General features: G+C 53.8%; 20 protein-coding genes and 1 tRNA gene. 11 read left to right on the plus strand and 10 right to left on the minus strand.

Annotated elements, in window-relative coordinates; genetic code table 11:
* Positions 1 to 5: 5 nt before the first annotated feature.
* The 4 genes from sixA to ACQG03_RS15180 all read right to left on the minus strand — a co-directional run bounded on the left by sixA (position 6) and on the right by ACQG03_RS15180 (position 4,680).
* Positions 6 to 491, minus strand: coding sequence for a phosphohistidine phosphatase SixA (gene sixA / locus ACQG03_RS15165; protein ID WP_003861375.1), 486 nt, complete (start codon positions 489 to 491; stop codon positions 6 to 8).
* A 209-nt stretch (positions 492 to 700) separates the two neighbouring features.
* Positions 701 to 2,848: a fatty acid oxidation complex subunit alpha FadJ gene (gene fadJ / locus ACQG03_RS15170; RefSeq protein ID WP_058677690.1), complete on the minus strand. Its 2,148-nt coding sequence runs from the start codon at positions 2,846 to 2,848 to the stop codon at positions 701 to 703.
* Positions 2,848 to 4,158 (minus strand): acetyl-CoA C-acyltransferase FadI, encoded by a 1,311-nt coding sequence (gene fadI / locus ACQG03_RS15175; RefSeq protein ID WP_023300649.1) that lies wholly within the window; start codon positions 4,156 to 4,158, stop codon positions 2,848 to 2,850. The genes fadJ and fadI overlap by 1 nt, the downstream gene beginning before the upstream one ends.
* A gap of 237 nt (positions 4,159 to 4,395) precedes the next feature.
* Entirely contained in the window at positions 4,396 to 4,680 is a 285-nt protein-coding gene (locus tag ACQG03_RS15180; protein ID WP_022648869.1) for a YfcZ/YiiS family protein, read from the minus strand.
* A 372-nt stretch (positions 4,681 to 5,052) separates the two neighbouring features.
* Here ACQG03_RS15180 and fadL point away from each other — a divergent pair, with 372 nt between their 5' ends.
* A complete protein-coding gene (gene fadL, locus ACQG03_RS15185; protein ID WP_022648870.1) occupies positions 5,053 to 6,336 on the plus strand; it encodes a long-chain fatty acid transporter FadL in 1,284 nt (427 codons plus the stop codon).
* Between the two features lie 44 nt (positions 6,337 to 6,380).
* On the opposite strand, the gene mlaA is transcribed toward fadL, so the two are convergent.
* Positions 6,381 to 7,133 carry a phospholipid-binding lipoprotein MlaA gene (gene mlaA, locus ACQG03_RS15190; RefSeq protein ID WP_022648871.1) on the minus strand — a complete coding sequence of 251 codons (753 nt, stop codon included), beginning with the start codon at positions 7,131 to 7,133 and terminating at the stop codon, positions 6,381 to 6,383.
* A gap of 314 nt (positions 7,134 to 7,447) precedes the next feature.
* Between mlaA and ACQG03_RS15195 the strand changes: the two genes are divergently transcribed.
* From ACQG03_RS15195 to ypdK, 4 genes are all read left to right on the plus strand, one after another.
* Positions 7,448 to 8,377: a formate/nitrite transporter family protein gene (locus ACQG03_RS15195; protein WP_022648872.1), complete on the plus strand. Its 930-nt coding sequence runs from the start codon at positions 7,448 to 7,450 to the stop codon at positions 8,375 to 8,377.
* Between the two features lie 75 nt (positions 8,378 to 8,452).
* Positions 8,453 to 8,524: transfer RNA gene (locus ACQG03_RS15200), tRNA-Arg, on the plus strand.
* Between the two features lie 248 nt (positions 8,525 to 8,772).
* Positions 8,773 to 9,693, plus strand: coding sequence for a kdo(2)-lipid IV(A) palmitoleoyltransferase (lpxP, locus tag ACQG03_RS15205; RefSeq protein ID WP_168713920.1), 921 nt, complete (start codon positions 8,773 to 8,775; stop codon positions 9,691 to 9,693).
* A 359-nt stretch (positions 9,694 to 10,052) separates the two neighbouring features.
* The gene (ypdK, locus tag ACQG03_RS15210; protein WP_099458937.1) at positions 10,053 to 10,124 is read left to right on the plus strand and encodes a membrane protein YpdK; all 72 of its coding nucleotides are present in this window, start codon (positions 10,053 to 10,055) and stop codon (positions 10,122 to 10,124) included.
* A 57-nt stretch (positions 10,125 to 10,181) separates the two neighbouring features.
* On the opposite strand, the gene alaC is transcribed toward ypdK, so the two are convergent.
* Together alaC and ACQG03_RS15220 are read right to left on the minus strand one after the other, a co-directional pair.
* The gene (gene alaC / locus ACQG03_RS15215) at positions 10,182 to 11,417 is read right to left on the minus strand and encodes an alanine transaminase (RefSeq protein WP_023300650.1); all 1,236 of its coding nucleotides are present in this window, start codon (positions 11,415 to 11,417) and stop codon (positions 10,182 to 10,184) included.
* A 183-nt stretch (positions 11,418 to 11,600) separates the two neighbouring features.
* Complete coding sequence (locus tag ACQG03_RS15220; RefSeq protein WP_159426948.1) at positions 11,601 to 11,774, minus strand: hypothetical protein; 174 nt, start codon at positions 11,772 to 11,774, stop codon at positions 11,601 to 11,603.
* A 29-nt stretch (positions 11,775 to 11,803) separates the two neighbouring features.
* On the opposite strand from ACQG03_RS15220, the gene ACQG03_RS15225 reads away from it, so the two are divergent.
* Together ACQG03_RS15225 and ACQG03_RS15230 are read left to right on the plus strand one after the other, a co-directional pair.
* Complete coding sequence (locus ACQG03_RS15225; protein ID WP_022648926.1) at positions 11,804 to 13,501, plus strand: sensor histidine kinase; 1,698 nt, start codon at positions 11,804 to 11,806, stop codon at positions 13,499 to 13,501.
* A 13-nt stretch (positions 13,502 to 13,514) separates the two neighbouring features.
* On the plus strand, positions 13,515 to 14,246 hold the full coding sequence (locus tag ACQG03_RS15230) for a LytR/AlgR family response regulator transcription factor (protein WP_032623833.1): 732 nt from the start codon (positions 13,515 to 13,517) through the stop codon (positions 14,244 to 14,246).
* Positions 14,247 to 14,281: 35 nt separating this feature from the next.
* Here the strand turns inward: ACQG03_RS15230 and glk are convergent, their stop codons facing one another.
* Positions 14,282 to 15,247, minus strand: coding sequence for a glucokinase (glk, locus tag ACQG03_RS15235; RefSeq protein WP_022648928.1), 966 nt, complete (start codon positions 15,245 to 15,247; stop codon positions 14,282 to 14,284).
* Between the two features lie 205 nt (positions 15,248 to 15,452).
* Here glk and ACQG03_RS15240 point away from each other — a divergent pair, with 205 nt between their 5' ends.
* Positions 15,453 to 16,688, plus strand: a complete 1,236-nt coding sequence (locus ACQG03_RS15240) for an ion channel protein (RefSeq protein ID WP_063147677.1) — start codon at positions 15,453 to 15,455, stop codon at positions 16,686 to 16,688.
* Here the strand turns inward: ACQG03_RS15240 and ipdC are convergent, their stop codons facing one another.
* Positions 16,689 to 18,347, minus strand: a complete 1,659-nt coding sequence (ipdC, locus tag ACQG03_RS15245; protein ID WP_022648930.1) for an indolepyruvate decarboxylase — start codon at positions 18,345 to 18,347, stop codon at positions 16,689 to 16,691.
* A 186-nt stretch (positions 18,348 to 18,533) separates the two neighbouring features.
* Between ipdC and mgrA the strand changes: the two genes are divergently transcribed.
* Positions 18,534 to 19,532 carry an L-glyceraldehyde 3-phosphate reductase gene (gene mgrA / locus ACQG03_RS15250; protein ID WP_045308677.1) on the plus strand — a complete coding sequence of 333 codons (999 nt, stop codon included), beginning with the start codon at positions 18,534 to 18,536 and terminating at the stop codon, positions 19,530 to 19,532.
* A 126-nt stretch (positions 19,533 to 19,658) separates the two neighbouring features.
* The gene (gene ypeC, locus ACQG03_RS15255; protein WP_022648932.1) at positions 19,659 to 20,006 is read left to right on the plus strand and encodes a DUF2502 domain-containing protein YpeC; all 348 of its coding nucleotides are present in this window, start codon (positions 19,659 to 19,661) and stop codon (positions 20,004 to 20,006) included.
* Between the two features lie 33 nt (positions 20,007 to 20,039).
* Here ypeC and ACQG03_RS15260 read toward each other — a convergent pair whose 3' ends face one another.
* Positions 20,040 to 21,278: an Nramp family divalent metal transporter gene (locus ACQG03_RS15260; RefSeq protein WP_023300656.1), complete on the minus strand. Its 1,239-nt coding sequence runs from the start codon at positions 21,276 to 21,278 to the stop codon at positions 20,040 to 20,042.
* 345 nt (positions 21,279 to 21,623) lie between these two features.
* On the opposite strand from ACQG03_RS15260, the gene nupC reads away from it, so the two are divergent.
* On the plus strand, positions 21,624 to 22,811 hold the full coding sequence (gene nupC, locus ACQG03_RS15265) for a nucleoside permease NupC (RefSeq protein WP_022648934.1): 1,188 nt from the start codon (positions 21,624 to 21,626) through the stop codon (positions 22,809 to 22,811).
* The last annotated feature ends 38 nt before the right edge of the window (positions 22,812 to 22,849 follow it).

Raw genomic sequence — 22,849 nt, forward strand, 5'->3', positions numbered from 1 at the left:
TCACGTCAGATGGCTTTAGCCATCTTCAGGTTGCACGGACTCATTTGCCAGTTAAAGACCCCTTTGCCGGTTTCGTCGAGGGTGACGTTGGCAATGGCGGACGTTGTGAACATTGGTGGCGTTTCGCCCGGGCACAGCTCAGATACCAGATAGCCGACCAGCGGCAGGTGGGAAATGACCAGTGCGGAAGCGACACCTTCGTTGCACAGCGCCTGAAGGTAAGCACTGACAAGGCCAACATCGCCACACGGCGTGAGTTCAGGGAGAACATCCACACTGGATGGCAGGTTCATACACTCCCCTACCACATCCAGCGTCTGTTCTGCCCGCAGGAACGGACTCACCAGAACGCGTTCAATGTCCACTTTTTGACCTTTAAGCCATGTCGCCATCTGACGGGATTCGTCGCAGCCACAGACGGTTAAAGGACGTACTGAGTCACTGGCGGCATCGAGTGCCGCGTCGCCGTGACGCATGATAAAAACTTGCATATTGCACCGCTTTTGTTAACCAGAATCACCGGCGTTAACTACCCGCGATTAATGCTCTGAGGTAGAAAACCCGATGGCCGGGCATTGTGCCTGATCCATTCGGTGAATGAAACGCTGTTTTTTACCTCAATGGCGTAAGTATAGTCAATCTCTGTTTACAATTTCGCCAGAACAGGTTCCATCACCTCAGGATTTACCCTTCTTTGACTTCAGTTTACGCAATCAGTTTCCCTTGCGGGCCAGAATGTCTGACGCCGTTCCGCCATCTGCAATAATTCGTCACAAGGTGTAAACCGTGGACCGTATTGCGAGGCCAGACGTTGCAGGATCGCAACCACTTCACCCGCCCCGAGGGTATCCATATACCGGAACGGGCCGCCAAGGAATGGCGGAAAACCGATACCAAACACGGCACCGATGTCGCCGTCGCGCGCGCTTTTGATCACCTGCTCACCAAAGCAGCGCGCCGCTTCATTGAGCATCATCATCACGCAGCGCTCAGCACACTGAACCGCCGACAGTTTTCCCTGACCCGTGACAGGAATAAGCGCATAAACCGAAGGGTCGACCTGTTTCTTGCTTTTACGCCCTTTCGCGGCGTAAAGATAGAAACCGCGTTCATTTTTTCTGCCTTTGCGATCGTCCTTCAAAATTGCGGAAACAAAGTTTGCAGGCGGCGCAAAACGATCGCCATAAGCCGCTTCCAGCACAGGGATAATTTTAGTCCCCGTATCAATTCCTACCTCATCCAAAAGTTGGATTGGGCCGACGGGGAAACCAAACTTCACCAGGGCGTCATCGACGTGCTCAATTTTCTCCCCTTCCGTCAGCAACCGCATCGCTTCGTTAATATACGGCGCCAGAATGCGGTTGACGTAGAAGCCGGCTTTGTCCGCGACCACAACAGGAGTTTTGCCCTGTTTTTTCGCCAGCTTCACCACGGTGGCAATAGTTTGCGGGCTGGTTGTGGCATGAGGGATAACCTCCACCAGCGGCATTTTTTCGACAGGACTGAAATAGTGCAGCCCTATCACCTGCTCCGGGCGCATGGCTTTCGCCGCGATGTCGCCGATCGGCAAAGACGAGGTGTTTGACGCGAAAATGGTGTGCGGCGCGCAATGCTGTTCAACGTCCGCTACCATCTGCTGCTTAAGGGCCAGATCTTCGAACACGGCTTCAATCACCAGATCGCGGTGTGCAAACCCACTGTAGTCGGTGGCGCCAGTGATCATCGCGAGGGTTTTATCGCGATCGCTGGCCTTGATATGGCGGCGTTTCACTTTGCGATCAAGGTTCTGCCAGCTGTACTGCAACGCGTGGTTGATACCCTTTGGGTTGATATCTTTGATACGTACGGGCAATTTGCCTTTGCTGGCGGTGACAAACGCGATGCCGCCGCCCATCAGCCCACCACCCAGAACCCCAACGGCGCGCAGCGGAGCCGGTTCAGCTTCACTGCCCGGATCTTTTTTAACCTCCGTGCTGGCAAAGAAAATGCCGCGCAGCGCCTGCGACTGCGGCGTCATCGCCAGCTCGCCAAACGCTTTCGCTTCCGCGGCATAACCGCTGCTGCTGCCCTGGGATAAACCGGTTTCAATCACCTTCAGAATGCGCGTCGCTGCCGGATAATTCCCTCTGGTTTTTTGCTCGGTTTTTTTACCCACCATATTAAACAGCAGCGTGCGCCCCAGCGGCCCGGCGAGGATACGCTCACGCACCGGCAGGGGGCGTTTCGCCTGACGACCTTTCAGCGCCCGCTCAACGGCAGCCTCAAGCAAGATTGCGTGCGGAACGACCTCATCAACCAGACCCGCCTTTAACGCCTGACGGGCGCGCAGCTGTTTACCGGTTAAAATCATCTCCAGCGCAGTACTGACGCCCACCAGCCGCGGCAAGCGCTGCGTGCCACCTGAACCGGGCAGCAATCCAAGCTGTACTTCAGGCAGTCCGAGTACGGTTTTCGCATCGTCGGTACAGATGCGACTGTGGCAGGCCAGCGCCAGCTCAAGCCCGCCGCCCAGGCAAGCCCCGTGGATCGCAGCGACAACGGGTATCGACAGCGCATGGATCTCCGCCATCACTTGCTGCCCCTGACGCGCCAGATCTTCTGCTTCCTGAGCGCTTGTCGCCCGGGCAATCATGTTGATATCGGCCCCGGCAATAAAGTTATCCGGCTTTGCCGAGATAAATACCAGGCCACGTATCGCTTTGTTTTCGCGGATCTGTCTGAGCATCGCACGCACCTGAACGCCGAACTCCGCCTTCAGGGTATTCATTTTTTCGTCGGGCACATCAATGGTGATAACGGCCACGTTATCAAGGCGAACAGCAAGGTTAAATGCAGATGTCGTTTCCATTATTCAGCCTCCAGAACCATTGCTGCGCCCAGGCCGCCCGCCGCACAGGCGGTAACGAGACCAAAGCCGCCGCCACGGCGACGCAGTTCGTGCAACGTCTGGGTGATCATTCTCGCCCCGGTCGCTGCAAACGGATGACCGTAAGCAATGGAGCCACCCAGCACATTGAATTTACTTTGATCCACTTCGCCTGTGGCATGTGCGCGGCCCAGCACGTCGCGGGCAAAACGTTCGCTCGCCATAAGCTGCACGTTTGCCAGCGTTTGTGCGGCAAAGGCTTCGTGCATATCAATTAGCGTGAGATCGGAGAGCGTTAGCCCCGCGCGCTCCAGCGCCAGCGGCGTGGACCAGGCCGGTCCGAGCAGCATGTCCTGCCAGACATCGATGGCGGTAAAGGCATAGCTGCGCAAATAGCCCAGCGGTGTGATGCCCAGCTCTTTCGCCCGGGATTCCGTCATCAGGATCACGGCGGCGGCACCGTCCGTCAGCGGCGTACTGTTGGCCGCCGTAACGGTGCCATGTTTACGGTCAAAGGCCGGGCGCAGTTTTGCGTAATCTGCCAAGGTTGAGGTGCCGCGAATGTTGTTATCTTCCGCGAGCGGTTCCCGGTAAGGCGGTACATAGGCGGTCATCACTTCGTTGGTCAGTTTGCCCTCCGACCAGGCTTTCGCTGCCAGCTGATGCGAGCGATGCGCCAGCGCATCCTGCTGTTCGCGGGTAATACCGTAGGTTTTTGCCATCTGCTCGGCTGTATCGCCCATGCGCAGGCCGGTGGAGTATTCAGCAACAGCAGGTGGCACGGGCATGAGGTCGCGCAGGCGTAAACGCGAGAAAAGTTTAAGCTTTGCACCGGTAGTGCGAGCTTTGTTGGCATCCACGAGGATGCGGGCCAGCTGTTTGCTGACGCCGATGGGCAGCACGGAGGAGGAATCCGCGCCGCCGGCGATCCCCGCGCGAATGGTCCCCGCCATCAGGCTTTCCGCCACGTTCGCCACCGCCTGGAAACTTGTGGCGCAGGCGCGGCTGACGCTGTAGGCGTCGGTATGAACATTCATGCCGGTACCCAGCACGATTTCACGCGCGATATTGGGTGCTTCCGGCATCTGTACCACCTGGCCGAAAACCAGTTGCTCAATAACCTCTGGCGGGATCTCGCTGCGAGCCAGCATCTCCCCCACCACCATTTTTCCCAGATCGACAGCCGGTATACCGTGAAACGCGGTTGCCTGACGTGCAAACGGCGTACGTAACCCGCTGACAATGGCAATGCGGTCACCGTGTCGGGTGATAAGTGGTAATGCCTGACTCATAACACTCCCCTGTAAAAAAATTTTGCGCGCACGTTAAGTGGTCTGACCTGATAATAGTCTTAACTATTTTTTTACATTGAGCCAATCGGGGAAGCGAAAAATTGCGAGCTAAGGCACAGAGAAGAAAAAGAAAATGCCCAGGGTAAAAGCAAAACGGTAACCCGTGGGTTACCGTTTTTAGTGTTTGCGCCCTCTCCCGTGGGAGAGGGTTGAGGTGAGGGCACCAGACCGCAGGAATTAACGCAGGCCCAGCTGGAAGATCAGCGTTTCTGCCTCGCAGGCGAACACAAAGTCGATATCCAGCTGTACGCCGCCTTCCACTTCCGTGAAGGTAGATTTGATTTCACATGGATCGGATTCGACTTCACGCGCACGCTTGCTCAGCGCGGCCAGCGTCTCTTCCGCTTCAGCGCGGTTAGGGAATACGCGGCTGTAAGAGGCGGTGCAATCGGTGTTGTCCATAATGGTGCCAACATCCATACAGCAGCAAACCGGGGTTTCATCAGCACTGCATTTACTCATAGCTCAATTTCCTCTGTATTCGCGCAGCGCGCGAGATAAACACGATGCGACTATTTTACGCCCCCGGACGAGCCCCCTCCAGCCGTTAATGGCGCAAAACCGGATAAGTGAGCAATATCACACTAAAAAATGATCTAAAACAAAATTCACCCTTTCGGATGAATCGTACTGGTCACAATTTTGCCAACCAGATCTCGTTTCATGAAACATGTTTGAAAATATTAATAAACAAACTTGCAACATCCCAGCTGGTCAGACCTATACTCTCGCCACTGGTCTGATTTGTATGTCATACCTCAGACCCTACACTTCGCGCTCCTGTTACGGTATGTAACAATTATTGAATAAAAATAACTCAATGAGGTTATGGTCATGAGCCAGAAAACCCTGTTCAAACAAACTGCTTTAGCAGTTGCAGTGGCAATCGTCTCAACGTCCGCCTGGTCAGCGGGCTTCCAGTTAAACGAATTTTCTTCCTCTGGCCTTGGCCGTGCGTATTCCGGGGAAGGTGCGATTGCCGATGACGCAGGCAACGCAAGCCGTAACCCGGCGCTTATCATGATGTTTGATCGCCCTACCTTCTCTGCCGGTGCGGTTTACATCGATCCTGATGTCAACATTTCTGGCAAATCTCAGTATACCGGCGCAGATCTGAAGGCGGATAACATTGCACCAACGGCGTGGGTGCCTAACCTGCACTTTGTTGCGCCAATCAATGAACAGTTTGGTTGGGGTGCCTCTGTCACCTCAAACTATGGCCTGGCAACGGAGTTCAATAACAACTACCCGGCCGGGGAATACGGCGGTAAAACCGACCTGACGACCCTGAACCTTAACCTGAGCGGCGCATATCGTCTGAACGATAACTGGAGCTTTGGTCTGGGCTTTGATGCTGTCTACGCTGATGCAAAAATCGAGCGTTACTCCGGGGAGCAAACTGCTGCGCTGCCGAAAAACAGCAATAAAATTGCCAGCCTGAAAGGTGACGAGTGGGGTTACGGCTGGAACGCCGGTATCCTGTATGAACTGGATAAAAACAACCGCTGGGGTCTGACCTACCGCTCAGAAGTGAAGATTGACTTCGATGGCGATTACAAAAGCGGCATCCTGAGCCCAGTCAACGGTATGGTACCGGGCGCAGGCACCACCATTCCATGGGGTACCTCGAATCAAACCGTACCGGGTTCACTGTCACTGCATCTGCCAGAAATGTGGGAAGTGTCAGGTTATAACCGCGTTGCGCCGCAGTGGGCTATTCACTATAGCCTCGCGTATACCAGCTGGAGCCAGTTCCAGGAGCTGAAAGCCACCGGCAGCAACGGCCAGACGCTGTTCTATAAAGACGAAAGCTTCCACGATGCTTACCGTATCGCACTTGGTACGACCTATTATATGGATGACAACTGGACGTTCCGTACCGGCGTGGCATTTGATGACAGCCCGGTACCGGCAGATAAGCGTTCTATCTCCATTCCGGATCAGGACCGTTTCTGGGTAAGTGCGGGTGCAACCTACGCGTTCAACGAGAATGCCTCTATCGACGCGGGTGTGTCGTACATGCATGGACAGAAAGTGACCTTCCAGGAAGGCCCTTACGAGTTTACCTCTGAAGGTAAAGCCTGGCTGTTTGGTACCAACTTCAACTACGCGTTCTAATCCCAACACGATTAAAAAAGGTGAGCATCGCTCACCTTTTTTATTTATTCCGAATCGATATCTTTTAATTCGTTCTCGATGGCTTTCGCGTTCGGATTATCTTCCGGCTTCAGCTTACCGCCGTTGGCAATAAAGTCATGGTTCTGGAAATAGGCCTCGCGGACCATGATGTACGGATCGGAAGACTGACGCAGCAGACCGTCAGAGTCCAGCAGTTGCGCACGCGTCTCAATCCCTTCCACGGTCCATTTACCAATCGACAGCGGCCAGGTGAGCCATGACAGCACCGGATACAGCGTATCCACCATATCGCCGCCATCATCACGCACGGTAAAGCTGCCGTAGAATGGCAGGTGCACATACGGCCCATAACCTACGCCATAATGCCCCAGTGTGCTGCCGAAACGATGCGGCTGTTCACGCTGTAATTTCGGGTTCGCCATGCCTGCGACATCTATTAAGCCGCCCATACCCAGCAGAGAGTTCAGGAAGAAACGGGTGAAATGCACCATCCCCTGATACGGGTCGCCCTGGAGGAAGTAGTTCACCATCACCGCTGGCTCTTCCAGGTTACTGGTAAAGTTGCTCAGCCCGTTACGCGCTGGCTGCGGAACGTAGTCACGCCATGCCACGGCAACCGGACGAACCAGATATGGATCCAGCACATTATAGTTAAAGTTGTACATTGAACGGTTAAATCCTTCGAGAGGATCGGAGCGTCCCGTTTGCTCGCCAGAGCTGGCGCAGCCCACAAGCATCGTTACGCCCAGCGCAAGCGCCGACAGCCGAAGCTTCATATATTTCTCCCTGTTCAATATGGCTATCGTTGAATGCCATCTGTGACGGAGCCTGTGAGGCTCCGCCTGAAACGTGCAAGTGATTGTAACAGCACGCTTACCGATGTCTACGAGGACAATGACGACCCGCTCGCGTCATCACGCTAATTTCAGCATAGCCTGTCTTTAAGAATTCGTTTCGCTGGCAATTTTATATTGGCTTTGAAAGAGATGTCTCACCTTTATTGCCATTTTTAGCAATTTAAGAGCTTCCCCACGGGCAAGGCGCCAAAAGCCGCTACGCTTAAATGAGCGATTACCCCGAAGGAGCAGTTATGAAAGATATTAACGAAGAAAAAATTGGCGAGAACAATGAGGAACATGAGATTGAAAGTGAGGAGAAAGACCGGGGAGAAGAGATAGAAGTCGATGAGGATCGCCTGCCGTCGCGTGCCATGGCCATTCATGAGCATATTCGCCAGGATGGCGAAAAGGAGATGGAGCGTGACGCAATGGCCCTGCTGTGGTCGGCCATCGCAGCCGGTCTGTCGATGGGTGCCTCTCTGCTCGCCAAAGGTATATTTCACGTTCAACTGGAAGGCGTGCCGGGCGGTTTTTTGCTGGAGAATTTAGGCTACACGTTCGGCTTTATTATCGTCATTATGGCGCGACAGCAGCTTTTCACGGAGAACACCGTCACTGCCGTACTGCCCGTCATGCAAAATCCGACCCTTGGTAATTTTGGTTTACTGATGCGCCTGTGGAGCGTCGTGCTGCTAGGGAACCTGATCGGTACGGGCGTTGCAGCCTGGGCCTTCGAGTATATGCCAATTTTTGATGAACCGACCCGCGACGCATTTGTGAAGATTGGCATGGACGTAATGAAAAATACGCCGGTTGAAATGTTCTCTAATGCCATTATCTCCGGCTGGATCATCGCCACTATGGTCTGGATGTTCCCGTCAGCGGGCAGCGCGAAAATCGTGGTGATTATCCTGATGACCTGGCTTATCGCACTCGCCGATACTACGCACATTGTTGTCGGGACCGTTGAAATCCTTTATCTGGTATTTAACGGCACACTCCACTGGAGCGACTTTTTCTGGCCGTTCGCCCTGCCTACTCTCGCAGGCAACATTTGTGGCGGAACCTTTATCTTTGCACTGCTGAGCCATGCGCAAATCCGTAACGACATGTCCAACAAGCGTAAGGCCGAACTTAAGGCTCAGGAAAAAAAGGATAAAACTGCCGAAAAATCGGCGTGAACGGTGACTCTTTGACCAGTCAGGCGGCAATGCGCTTAACGAGAAGTGTAAATAACGCTATACTCTTGCCGCTTCGTCCCCTTAGTTAAATGGATATAACGAGCCCCTCCTAAGGGCTAGTTGCAGGTTCGATTCCTGCAGGGGACACTTTTAATTTCCCCCTATAATCCCTGATTTATCAATCCGCTTTGCAATTGCCGCTTTTTTAAGCAAAAACGAGTAATAGCTCATAATGTATAACGGTGCTACATTAAGCCGCCCACCCAAGTCAGCAATGGCCAGGCAACGTCGTAAAGAACGGTAAAGCCTGCAACCATGACCTCGTCCTACGGTCTCAATGGCACGTGGTATCGCGAAGTCTGCGCTACCTTCACAGGCTTTACAAAGGTTCCACTATTTTGTCTCAATCCAAATTTCAGCGGGCGTTTTTGCACCCGCGCTACTGGTTTACATGGTTCGGCCTTGGCGTACTTTGGCTGCTAGTCCAGCTTCCTTATCCCGTGATTCGCTTCCTGGGTTCGAAGCTCGGCAGCGCATCGCGTCACTTTCTTAAGCGTCGCGAGTCCATTGCCCGAAAAAATCTTGAACTTTGCTTTCCGCATTACAACGCGCAGCAGCGTGAAACGCTGATCGCTGAAAACTTTAAATCTATCGGTATGGCGCTGCTTGAAACCGGTATGGCCTGGTTCTGGCCAGACGAGCGTGTCCGTAAATGGTTTGACGTTGAAGGTCTGGATAACCTCAAACATGCCCAGATGCAAAAACGCGGCGTGATGGTTGTGGGTGTGCATTTTATGTCGCTTGAGCTGGGCGGCCGCGTTATGGGTCTTTGTCAGCCGATGATGGCAACCTATCGCCCGCATAACAGCGCACTGATGGAATGGGTACAAACGCGGGGCCGCATGCGTTCAAATAAGGCGATGATCAGCCGTAACAATCTGCGCGGTATGGTTGGCGCCCTGAAAAAAGGTGAAGCCGTCTGGTTTGCCCCGGACCAGGACTACGGCCCTAAAGGCAGCAGCTTTGCCCCTTTCTTTGCGGTTAAAGATGTCGCTACGACGAACGGTACCTTTGTGATTTCACGTCTCTCTGGCGCCTCGATGTTAACGGTGACCATGGTCAGAAAAGCGGATAAGTCAGGCTATCGTCTGCATATCTCACCGGAGATGGCGAACTATCCTGAGGATGAGAGTGAAGCCGCGACCTTTATCAATAAGGTGATTGAGTTTGAGATTATGCGAGCACCTGAGCAGTATCTGTGGATGCACCGCCGCTTTAAAACCCGCCCTCTGGGCGAAGCCTCGCTTTATATCTAACCCCTTTCGAAGGTTAGTTTCGCTAAGAAACTAACCTTTTCAAGCACCTGTAATCGCAGTGCGTAACGGCTTTTTTCGACCGTCGCTCAACAGGCATTTATTGCGTACCGAAATCAAACTGTCGCCGTTCCACGACACTCGTAAGTATCGGAAATTATTTAAAAAAATGCCTCTTGTCACTCCTGAAATTTAGGCGTACATTAGCGCCGTCTGGCGACAGGAAAGCACAGAATTCAGAGCTGAAGTTAGCGACGTAACGGGATAATTCCGATTTCCCCTTTCGCATGATTTCAACTCTCTATACTCAGTTGGACTCTGTTTTTTTAATGCGTACCGGAAGATACGCGGAGCGATGAAACGTGAAATATTTCTTTATGGGCATTTCGGTTATTGTTTTAGTTTGGGCCGGAACGTTTGCTCTGATGATCTAGTTAAGAAAATGCAGTCAAAAAAACAGGCGCCGTTGGCGCCTGTTTTTTTGGTGTCCGTTACGACTCGGGTTGTTCCACGACGCTCTTAACTGCAAGCAGGCCATCCGCGCGGAACATGCTTTTAATCCCCCGCACAGCCTGACGGATACGGTCGCTGTTTTCGATCAGCGCGAAACGCACATGCGTGTCACCGTAGTCACCAAAGCCAATGCCTGGAGAAACGCAAACCTTCGCGTCCTGAAGCAGTTTTTTGGCAAATTCCAGAGATCCCATCGCCGCATACGGCTCGGGGATTTTCGCCCAGACGTACATGGAAGCTTTAGGCATTTCAACCATCCAGCCCGCTTCGTGAAGCCCTTTTACCAGCACATCACGGCGGCGCTTGTACTGGGCGGCAATATCAAGCACGCACTGCTGATCCCCTTCCAGCGCCGCGATGGCCGCGACCTGCAATGGCGTAAACGTACCATAGTCATGGTAACTTTTAATACGCGCCAGGGCGCTCACCAGCGTTTTGTTTCCCACCATAAATCCAATTCGCCAGCCCGCCATGTTGTAGCTTTTCGACAGGGTGAAAAACTCAACCGCCACATCACGGGCACCCGGTACCTGCATAATTGACGGCGCTTTCCAGCCATCATAAACGATATCAGCATAGGCGAGATCGTGTACCACCAGCACGTCGTAACGCTTAGCCAGCGCGACCACTTTCTCAAAGAATTCGAGTTCGACGCATTGTGCCGTTGGGTTGGACGGGAAACCGAGGATCATCATTTTCGGCTTCGGATAGCTTTCACGAATCGCCCGTTCCAGCTCGTTGAAGAAGTCGACGCCTTCCACCAGTGGAACAGAACGCACCTGCGCGCCAGCAATCACCGCCCCATAAATATGAATTGGGTAGCTCGGATTCGGCACCAGGACGGTATCGCCGTGATCGAGCGTCGCCAGCATCAGGTGGGCCAGCCCCTCTTTGGAGCCAATGGTCACAATCGCTTCGCTTTCAGGGTCGATATCCACCTGATAACGATCCTGATACCAGCGGGAGATAGCCCGACGCAAGCGTGGAATGCCGCGTGAGGTTGAATACCCATGGGTATCGGGACGCTGGGCAACTGTGCAGAGTTTCTCAACGATATGCGGCGGCGTTGGGCCGTCAGGGTTACCCATACTGAAATCGATAATGTCTTCACCGCGCCGACGCGCAGCCATTTTCAGTTCAGCAGTGATATTGAAAACATAAGGGGGGAGACGATCGATACGCGTAAAACGGCGTTCAGGACTGAATTCAGCCATAGATTCCTCAGAGTCACGTTAGCGCCCGGACCGTCCGAGCGACGCTGCCACCCGTGTGGCATGCTTAGAAAATAACCTGAAGAAAAAGACGCTGTCGAGGGGATAACGGCAAAACAATATATTGCGCTAAAACGGGAATGCGATTGTAGTGAAAAGCGGAACTCTTATCGTGAACAGGCAGTTTTAAGCGCTGCGATTTAACACAATATTTTCAGTATCGTTACCTGACGCTTCTCCCCAAACGAAAAAGCAGCGACTTTCAGTCAAAAGCCAGCAATCCCCTTTGAGAATTATGGTTTTTCCCCATTTGATAAATCTGATGGATAGCTGGTCATCTGGCCCTATGTTTTCTATCATAGATTTTTCCCGTTTTCCCAGGCCTGACCGTGCACGAAATCTTCAATATGCTCCTGGCGGTGTTCGACCGCGCGGCATTAATGCTGATCTGTCTCTTTTTCCTTATCCGCATCCGCTTGTTTCGCGAACTGTTGCATAAATCTGCCCACTCGCCAAAAGAGCTGCTGGCCGTTACGTTTATCTTTTCGATGTTTGCCCTGTTCAGCACCTGGTCCGGCGTGCCGGTAGAAGGCTCGCTGGTGAACGTGCGCATCATCGCCGTAATGTCAGGCGGGATCCTCTTTGGTCCCTGGGTCGGGATTATCACAGGCATTATCGCCGGCACCCATCGATACCTGATTGATATTGGCGGCGTGACGGCAGTCCCCTGCTTTATCACCAGCATTATTGCCGGGGTACTCTCCGGCTGGATTAACCGCAAAATCCCGAAAAAACAGCACTGGCGTGCGGGGATTATCGCGGGGATGGTCTGCGAAACGCTGACCATGATCCTGGTCGTCGTCTGGGCACCGACCACTGCGCTGGGGCTGGATATCGTCTCGAAGATCGGTATTCCGATGATCCTCGGGAGCGTCTGTATAGGCTTTATCGTGCTGCTGGTGCAAAGCGTGGAAGGCGAAAAAGAGGCCAGCGCCGCGCGTCAGGCGAAGCTGGCACTGGATATTGCCAACAAAACGCTGCCGCTTTTCCGACACGTTAACACCGAATCTTTACGTCAGGTTTGCGATATCATCCGCCGGGATATTCACGCCGATGCGGTCGCCATCACCAATATTGACCACGTGCTGGCCTATGTTGGCGTCGGTGAGCACAATTATCGCGACAGCGACGATACCATCAGCCCGACCACCAGACAGGCGATTAACTACGGAAAAATCATCATTAAAAACAATGATGAAGCCCACCGGACGCCAGAGATCCACTCAATGCTGGTGATCCCGCTGTGGGAAAAAGGCGTGGTCACGGGGACGCTGAAAATTTACTACTGCCATGCGCACCAAATCACCTCCTCGCTCCAGGAGATGGCGATTGGCCTGTCGCAGATTATCTCCACCCAACTCGAAGTTTCGCGTGCGGAGCAGTTGCGCGAGATGGCAAATAAGGCAGAGCTGCGTGCCCTGCAAAGCAAGATCAATCCCCATTTCCTGTTTAACGCGCTGAACGCTATATCCTCTTCCATTCGTCTTAATCCGGATACCGCGCGGCAGCTGATTTTTAATCTGTCGCGCTATCTGCGCTACAACATTGAGTTAAAAGACGACGAGCAGATCGACATCAAAAAAGAGCTGTATCAAATCAAGGATTACATCGCGATTGAGCAGGCACGCTTTGGCGATAAGCTGACGGTCATTTACGATATTGATGAAGAGGTCAACTGCGTGATCCCAAGCCTGCTGATCCAGCCGCTGGTGGAAAACGCCATTGTTCACGGCATTCAGCCGTGTAAAGGAAAAGGCGTGGTCACGATTAGCGTGACGGAAAGCGGTAACCGCGTGCGAATCGCCGTGCGCGATACCGGACACGGCATCGATCCAAAAGTGATCGAGCGCGTCGAATCAAACGAAATGCCGGGAAATAAAATCGGGCTGCTGAACGTGCACCACCGGGTCAAGCTGCTGTACGGTGACGGGCTGCACATTCACCGCCTTGAGCCGGGCACCGAGATTGCTTTTTATGTTCCGAACGAACGAACGCCCGTTAATGCCCCCATATCCTTGTTGCCGTAGGCCGGAGTAACAGATGAAAGTCATCATCGTAGAAGATGAAATTCTGGCTCAGCAAGAGTTGAGCTGGCTTATCAAAACCCACAGCCAGATGGAGATTGTTGGCTGTTTTGAGGATGGTCTGGACGTGCTGAAATTTTTGCAGCATAACCGGGTCGACGCGATTTTTCTCGATATTAATATTCCGTCTCTGGACGGCGTTCTGCTGGCGCAAAATATCAATCAGTTCGCCCACAAGCCGTTTATTGTGTTTGTCACCGCGTGGAAAGAGCATGCCGTGGAAGCCTTCGAGCTGGAGGCGTTTGACTATATTCTCAAGCCGTATCAGGAGTCGCGTATTATCAGCATGCTGCATAAGCTGGAAGCCGCATGGCAGCAGCAGTCGCTGCCCACCAGTGCCAGTCCGGTAGCGCGTGAAAACGACACCATTAATCTGGTGAAGGACGAACGGATCATCGTCACGCCTGTCGACGATATTTACTATGCTGAAGCGCACGAAAAAATGACGTTTGTCTATACGCGGCGTGAGGCCTACGTAATGGCGATGAACATCACCGAATTTTGCAACAAACTCCCGGCAGCGCACTTCTTCCGCTGCCACCGCTCGTTCTGCGTCAACCTGAACAAGATCCGCGAGATCGAACCCTGGTTTAATAACACCTATATTTTGCGTCTGAAGGATCTGGATTTTCAGGTGCCGGTAAGCCGCAGCAGAGTGAAAGCGTTCCGCCAGCTCATGCACCTGTAGCGCGTTCCCTCTCCCGCAGGAGAGGGAGACGGATGTCAGAGGATCTGGCCAAGTACCTGACGCAGATGCGCCCCGGAGCCAAGCAAGCCCGGATTGTCGTGGACAATCAGGTAAACCGGAATGTCCTGCACGTAACTTTTGAAGCGGCCTTTGTCTTCAAAGCCACCACGGAAACCGGAGGCGGTAAAGAAATCGAGGAAGCGCGGCACGATCCCGCCCGCAATATAGACCCCGCCAAAGGTGCCGAGATTCAGGGCCAGGTTGCCGCCGAAACGCCCCATAATGACGCAGAACAACGACAAAGCACGACGGCAGTCAATACAGCTGTCGGCCAGCGCGCGTTCGGTCACATCTTTAGGCTGCAGATTTTCCGGCAGACGTCCGTCTGATTTTACAATCGCCCGATACAGGTTCACCAGACCCGGACCAGAAAGCACGCGCTCGGCCGACACGTGACCAATTTCGGCGCGTAGCTCCTCAAGAATAATGCCCTCTTCTTCGCTGTTTGGCGCAAAATCCACGTGACCGCCCTCACCCGGCAGGCTGACCCAGCGTTTGTCGACGTGAACCAGGTGCGCCACCCCCAGACCGGTTCCAGCGCCGTAAACAGCAATGGGTTTGCCTTCAACCGGGGCCGTACCGCCGAACTGAATCAGATGCTCAGGTTTAAGCATTGGGATAGCCATGGAAACCGCAGTGAAATCGTTGATAATTTCAAGGTGCGAGAAACCGAGGTTTTTCCGCATTTCGGCAATTGAAAAGGCCCACGTGTGGTTGGTCATCGCCACCCAGTCGCCGGTGATCGGACAGGCGATGGCGATACAACCGTCTTCAACGCTCACTTTATGCTCTTCAAGATAGACGCGAACTACCGCTTCCAGGCTTGGGTAATCCAGCCCTGAATAGGTTTTCGCCTGAGAAATTTCACCGCTGTTTACATCGCACAGGGCAAGGCGCGCGTTGGTGCCGCCTACATCACCTACCAAAGCATACTTTGTCATTCTTCTACTGCTCCGCTAAAGTCAGAATAAATCTTTGGGACACTGTAAATTCAAGGCGTGATAACAACAACGACCAGAAGGTGACTGCCCATGGATTATCGATCTTCGTCACATAATAACTTTACCGTTTCAGCACCTTTTGCACTATTGCCACAATGCTGATTGTGCAAAGTAACGTTAAGCCGTTTTGTACAAGGAAATCATCATGCTCCATCCGCGAGCCAGAACCATGCTGTTATTGGCTGTCCCGGCGCTAATTATTGGCGTAGCGTCGAGCCTGGTGCTCATCGTCGTCATGAAAGTAGCGGCAGTGCTGCAAACGATTTTATGGACCGCGCTGCCGGTTAAACTTGGCATCAGCACTGACTCGCCAGGGTGGATCATGATGATGCTGACCCTGACCGGAATTGCCGTAGGTCTGGTGATCCGCTATAGCCCGGGCCATGCCGGGCCGGACCCGGCACTGGAACCCTTGATTGGTGCGCCAGTATCTCCCTCTGCTCTGCCGGGGCTTGTTATCGCGCTGATTATCGGTCTTGCGGGCGGCGTAAGTCTCGGGCCTGAACATCCCATTATGGCGGTTAATATCGCGCTGGCGGTCTTTCTGGGAGCGCGTCTTTTCCCGCGCGTTGGCGCGCTGGACTGGACGATTCTGGCTTCCGCCGGTACCATCGGGGCACTGTTTGGTACCCCAATAGCGGCTGCGCTCATCTTTTCGCAAACGCTCAGCAGCGACAATGATGTGCCGCTGTGGGATAAACTCTTTGCGCCATTGATGGCCGCCGCAGCAGGGGCCCTCACGACCAGCCTGTTTTTCCATCCTCATTTTTCACTCCCCATCCCCCACTATGGCCAGATGCAACTCACCGATATTGTCAGCGGTGCCGTCGTCGTCGCGATAGCCATTGCGCTGGGAATGATCGCAGTGTGGTGTCTTCCGCGCCTGCATCGTCTGATGCACAGGCTGAAGCATCCGGTGCTGATTCTGGGTATGGGCGGATTTATTCTGGGCGTTTTAGGCGCTATCGGCGGGACGGTTACGCTGTTTAAGGGTCTGGACGAGATGCAGCAGCTGGCCTTCAGCCAGGTCTTTAGCGTCTCCGATTATCTGCTGTTCGCGGTGGTAAAACTGGCGGCGCTGGTGATCGCTGCGGCCTGTGGTTTCCGGGGAGGACGGATCTTCCCGGCGGTATTTGTTGGCGTCGCGCTGGGGCTGATGCTGCATGAGCACGTCGACGCTGTCCCTGCGGCGATTACCGTCTCCTGCTCCATTCTGGGGCTGGTACTGGTGGTAACGCGCGATGCATGGCTGAGTCTGTTTATGGCGGCCGTTGTGGTGCCGGATACCACGCTTCTGCCGCTCCTTTGTATCGTGATGTTGCCCGCCTGGCTCCTGCTGGCGGGCAAACCGATGTTGATGGCATGGCGAAACGACAGGTAATCAGGCGTTATTGCGCGCCTCCAGCGCTTTGGTCAGCGCGCTTAGCAGCGGCGGAATATCGGCTTTCGGCAGCATCACCTCGATCAGCGATAGTCGCTCGTGGTGTGCTACTTTATCCAGCACCTCCGCCAGTGTTTCCGCTTCGCTGACGCGCCAGCATTCTGCCTCTGGCGCCAGGCTCAGCGCCTGCGGGATCTGCGTCCAGTTCCAGAGGGCAATATCGTTATAGCGCTGCTCCGGCCCGTGGATGGCTCTCTCAACCGTGTATCCCTCGTTGTTAAGCACCAGAATAATCGGGCGCTGCTTGTCGCGCAGCATCGATCCCAGCTCCTGAATGGTCAACTGCGCGGCACCGTCACCCGTCAGGACAATCACGCGTCGGTTCGGACACGCTGTTTGCGCGCCAAACGCCGCCGCGAGCGTGTAGCCGATCGATCCCCAAAGCGGCTGGACGATAAAGTTCACGTCTGCCGGTAAACGCAAATCGATAGCGCCGAAAGCAGACGTCCCCTGGTCAGCCAGAATAATGTCTCCGGGGCGAATAAACGTTTGCAGGGTACGCCAGAAGCTCTCCTGAGTCAGCGCCCCTTCGATAGTGGGGAAAGAAGAGCTGCTGTGATCCGATGGCGCTCGCGTATCACGTACATGCGTTTTGCACAGCGCTGTCAGCGTTTCAATGGCCTCCCTCATCGGGATACCCGTAAACCAGACGTCGCCGACGCGGGACGCGTGGGGCTGAACCTCTATCGTCTGATCTGGCGTCAGCTGGTGGGTAAACCCGGCTGTGAGCGTATCGGTAAAGCGCGTGCCAATGCACAGCACTGTATCAGCCCCCTCGATTGCCTCTTTGACCGCCGCGGCGCTCGCCGATCCGCTGTAGGTGCCATAAAAACCGCTCTGTCGTTCGTCAAAAATGCCCTTGCCCATCAGCATGGTGGCGTGTGCCATCGGCACCTCTTTCACCCACGTCTGAAGGGCCGCGCGCAAACCGTGGCGCAGCACCAGGAAGTCCGCTAACAGCGCGGTGCGTTTGCTCGTTGACAAACGCTTTTCGGCAGCCTCACGGAACGCTTGCATGCAGGCTGAATCGGCCGGTGCGGAGTTAAGAGTGAGAGCGCTTACAGGGGGCGTAGCGGCTTTTTTCGCCACATCGGCGGGCAGCATCAGGTAGCCCGGACGGCGCTCCCGCAGCATGGTGGTCAGAACTCTGTCAATTTCATAGCAGGCGTTTTGTTCGGTAAGCACCGCCTGTGCAACGGTGATGGGTTCGCTCATGTGGTAGAAATGGCGGAACTCGCCGTCGCCTAAGGTGTGGTGCAGTAACTCTCCTCGCTGCTGCGCCGCCATACCCGGAGCCCCCACAATATGGAGCACGGGGACATGTTCGGCAAAGCTGCCCGCCACACCGTTCATGGCGCTTAACTCCCCAACGCCGAAAGTCGTCAGGAGTGCGGCAAATCCCTTACAGCGGGCATAGCCGTCTGCGGCGTAAGACGCGTTCAGCTCGTTGGCACAGCCCACCCAGCAGATGTCCGGGCTGTCTATCACATGGTCGAGAAACTGCAGGTTATAGTCGCCCGGCACGCCAAACAGATGATCGGCACCGCAATCTGTTAGTCGGTCCAGCAGGTAATCGGCGACGCAATAGGGGGTACGCATATTATAGGTGTCCTTCTGACGTTGACCTCACTCTGAGTATTAAATAAGCGTGAAGGGTGTCCAGAATTGGCTACAATCAGGGGCTGGAAAGAATGCTTTACGAAAAAAGCTGAGCTATGCTCATTTTCTTCAGGTTAGTGTAAACGCATACACTGATTTTTCTTTCCAGCGCCAGAGGTCTCGCTCATGGGTTATCAACCTGACAAAAATCGTTACCAGACAATGCAATATCGCCGCTGTGGACAAAGCGGCCTCAAGCTTCCCGCCATCTCGCTGGGGCTTTGGCATAATTTTGGCGACGCGACGCTGCTCGAAAACAGCCGTCAACTTTTACAGCGCGCCTTCGATTTGGGTATTACACATTTTGACCTTGCCAATAATTACGGCCCACCTCCTGGTTCAGCCGAACGCAACTTCGGGCGCATCCTGCAGGAGGATTTCCTGCCCTGGCGCGATGAGCTAATCATCTCCACCAAAGCGGGCTACACCATGTGGGACGGGCCTTACGGCGACTGGGGCTCGCGTAAATATCTGATTTCCAGCCTGGACCAGAGCCTCAGGCGTATGGGGCTGGAGTACGTTGATATCTTCTATCATCACCGCCCCGATCCACAAACGCCGCTGCGTGAAACGATGAAAGCGCTTGACCATGTGGTGCGCCAGGGCAAAGCACTGTACATCGGCCTGTCCAACTACCCGGCGGAACTGGCGCGGCAGGCGATTGAAATACTGGAGGATCTGGGCACGCCCTGTCTAATCCACCAGCCGAAGTACTCCATGTTTGAACGTGCGCCTGAAGAGGGGTTGCTGGACGTGTTGCAGCAAAATGGGGTGGGATGTATCCCCTTCTCTCCCCTGGCGGGCGGACAGTTGACCGATCGCTATCTGAACGGCATCCCGGCAGATTCTCGCGCAGCAAGCGGCAGTAAGTTCCTTAATCCGGAACAGGTCACCGACAAAAAGCTGGAAAAGGTACGCAAGCTGAATGCGCTGGCGGAAAAACGGGGGCAAAAGCTTTCGCAAATGGCACTGGCCTGGATCCTGCGCCACGATGCGGTGACATCCGTGCTCATCGGCGCAAGCAAAACCGGACAAATTGAAGATGCTGCAGGCATGCTTGAAAATCGTCATTTCTCCGCAGAAGAGCTGAAGACGATAGAAGCGATCCTGTCCAGTTCAGATTAAAAACACTTTTAGCAAAAAGTGCTCTCGTTCATGATTTAGGAGTTGAGGCGATGAAACGAATGTTTACCAACTCGTAAAATTGCGTTAACAGGTCGCACAGCGGCCCCGATCGTGAAGGAGAAGAGTATGTTCAGGTCACTGATTCTTGCAGCGGTACTACTGGCTTCGGCCCCGCTGGTCGCCAATGCGGGCGAAATCACCCTGTTGCCATCGATTAAATTACAAATTGGCGATCGTGATGACTACGGCAGATACTGGGACGGTGGCTACTGGCGCGACCGTGACTACTGGCACCGACATTATGAGTGGCGTAAAAACCGCTGGTGGAAACACGATAACGGCTATCACCGTGGCTGGGATAAGCGTAAGGCCTACGAGCGCGGCTACCGCGAAGGCTGGAACGATCGTGACGACCGCCGTGGCGGCAGGGGTCACGGAAAAGGCAGAGGCCATGGTCACGGCCATCACCATTAACAGCTAAAAGGAGCCTCACGGCTCCTTTTTCTTTTACAGGCCTGCGGCTGTGCCTATCAGCAACCACATGTTTAACGCCACCACCACGACCACAATGGCCCACCCGGCGCGTTTCACCCACGTCGAATTCACCAGATCGCCCATCAGCGATTTGTTGCTGGTGAATATCAGTAGCGGCACCAGCGCCAGCGCAATACCGAAACTCAGCAGCACCTGACTCATCACCAGAATGCGGGTCGGATCCAGCCCCATCAGAATTACAATAAAGGAAGGCAGCATCGTTACCGAACGGCGAACCCACAGTGGAATATGGAAACGTACGAACCCCTGCATCACCACCTGCCCGGCCAGTGTCCCCACAACCGTAGAGGAAAGTCCCGCAGCAACCAGGCTTAAACCAAAAATAGTGGCAGCGGCATGGCTCAGCAACGGCTCCAGCGTCAGGTACGCCTGGTCGAGATCGGCAACCCCGGTATGCCCGTTAAAGTGAAACGCGGCGGCGGCAGTCGCCATCATCGCCAGATTCACAAATCCGGCAATGGTCATCGCAATTGCCACATCCCATTTCGAGGCGGAGTAGCGCTCTTTACTCGTCCCGCCGTGTAGATTTTGGGTTAAAGAAGAGTGCAGATAAATTACGTGCGGCATAATGGTCGCCCCCAGCACCCCGGCGGCCAGAAATACGGCTTCAGAGGTGGGTAACGACGGGATCACCATCCCTTTCGTCAACTGCACCAGATTCGGCTGGGAGAAAATCAACTCAACAATATAGGCGGCAGCGACGAACAGCAGCAGGCCGCCGATGACTTTCTCCAGCGGTTTTTGTCCCCGCCTCTGGAGCATCAAAATAAGGAACGTGGCGATACCGGTCAGCACGGCGCCCTGTAGCAGGGAGACGCCCAGAATAAGCTTAAAGCCGATCGCCGCCCCGATAAACTCGGCGAGATCGGTGGCCATGGCGATAATTTCCGCCTGGACCCAGTAAAACCATACCGCCGGACGCGGATAGTGATCGCGGATTTGCTCCGCCAGGTTTTTCCCGGTGGCAATACCCAGCTTCGCGGAAAGCATCTGAATCAGCATCGCCATCAGGTTGGCCCACACCACAACCCACAGCAGCTTATAGCCGAAACTGGCCCCGGCCTGAATATTGGTCGCAAAATTACCCGGATCGATGTAGCCAATCGCGGCAATGAATGCAGGTCCCATTAATGCGAACCGCAGCTTGCGTGCCGCCCTGCCGCTGCTACTCTCTACGCGACTATTCGTCATTTCTGCCTCTGGAAATATAGCCTGTGCTATGTTTTATGCTATCAAAATGAGAATGATTATCAAATTCATTTGTAATGGTTAACATGATTACTCTGATAGCCAGGGACAATGGACAGGCAGGTGGAGCAAGGTCACAGAATGTGAAAATGCGCAGACATTTGTGAAGCGTAGCACACAAACTTAACTTTTCACTCATTTACCTAACATAACAAAAATGTATTGTTGATCACTATTTTTGAGACTCGTCACAGGATGTAACTATAGTGTGGGCTTGATCTCGTTTTCTTTGTGCTTGTTACATAGAATGTGCACGGAAATTAAACCTGCCTCATATTTGGAGCAAATATGGACCGCGTCCTTCATTTTGTCCTGGCACTCGTTGTCGTTACTGCACTCGCATTGCTGGTCAGCACTGACCGCAAAAATATTCGTATTCGCTATGTTGTCCAGCTGCTGGTCATTGAAGTTTTACTTGCGTGGTTCTTCCTGAACTCCAACGTAGGCCTCGGCTTCGTGAAAGGCTTCTCCGAAATGTTCGAAAAACTGCTCGGATTTGCCAACGACGGGACTAACTTTGTCTTTGGCAACATGAACGATCAGGGTTTGGCCTTCTTCTTCCTGAAAGTGCTCTGCCCTATCGTCTTCATCTCTGCCCTGATCGGGATCCTCCAGCACATTCGTGTTCTGCCGGTGGTTATCCGTGCAATCGGCTTCCTGTTATCGAAAGTTAATGGCATGGGCAAGCTGGAATCCTTTAACGCAGTCAGCTCGCTGATCCTGGGTCAGTCTGAGAACTTCATTGCGTATAAAGATATCCTCGGCAAGATGTCCCGTAACCGCATGTACACCATGGCGGCGACAGCAATGTCTACCGTTTCCATGTCTATCGTGGGCGCGTATATGACTATGCTGGAACCTAAATACGTGGTTGCAGCGCTGGTTCTGAATATGTTCAGCACCTTTATTGTTCTTTCGCTGATTAACCCGTACCGCGTGGATGCCAGCGAAGAGAACATTCAGATGTCAAACCTTCACGAGGGACAGAGCTTCTTCGAAATGCTGGGTGAATACATTCTGGCGGGTTTCAAGGTTGCGATTATCGTTGCCGCGATGCTGATTGGCTTTATCGCACTGATCGCTGCGCTGAACGCCCTGTTTGCGGCCGTACTTGGTATTTCGTTCCAGGGTATTCTGGGCTATATCTTCTACCCGGTCGCCTGGGTAATGGGTGTGCCCGCTCACGAAGCGTTGCAGGTGGGCAGTATCATGGCAACGAAACTGGTATCCAATGAATTCGTGGCGATGATGGATCTTCAGAAGATTGCCAGCACGCTCTCCCCGCGTGCGGAAGGGATCCTGTCCGTCTTCCTGGTCTCCTTCGCGAACTTCTCTTCCATCGGTATTATCGCTGGTGCGATTAAAGGCCTGAACGAAGAGCAAGGTAACGTCGTTTCTCGCTTTGGCCTGAAGCTGGTTTACGGTTCAACGCTGGTGAGCGTCCTGTCTGCCTCTATCGCAGCATTGGTGCTGTAATCCATACCGCTCAATGAAAACCGGGAGCCATCGCTCCC

Source organism: Enterobacter cloacae complex sp. 342H5, assembly GCF_050030905.1.
In the GTDB taxonomy this organism is placed as follows: Bacteria; Pseudomonadota; Gammaproteobacteria; order Enterobacterales; family Enterobacteriaceae; genus Enterobacter; species Enterobacter intestinihominis.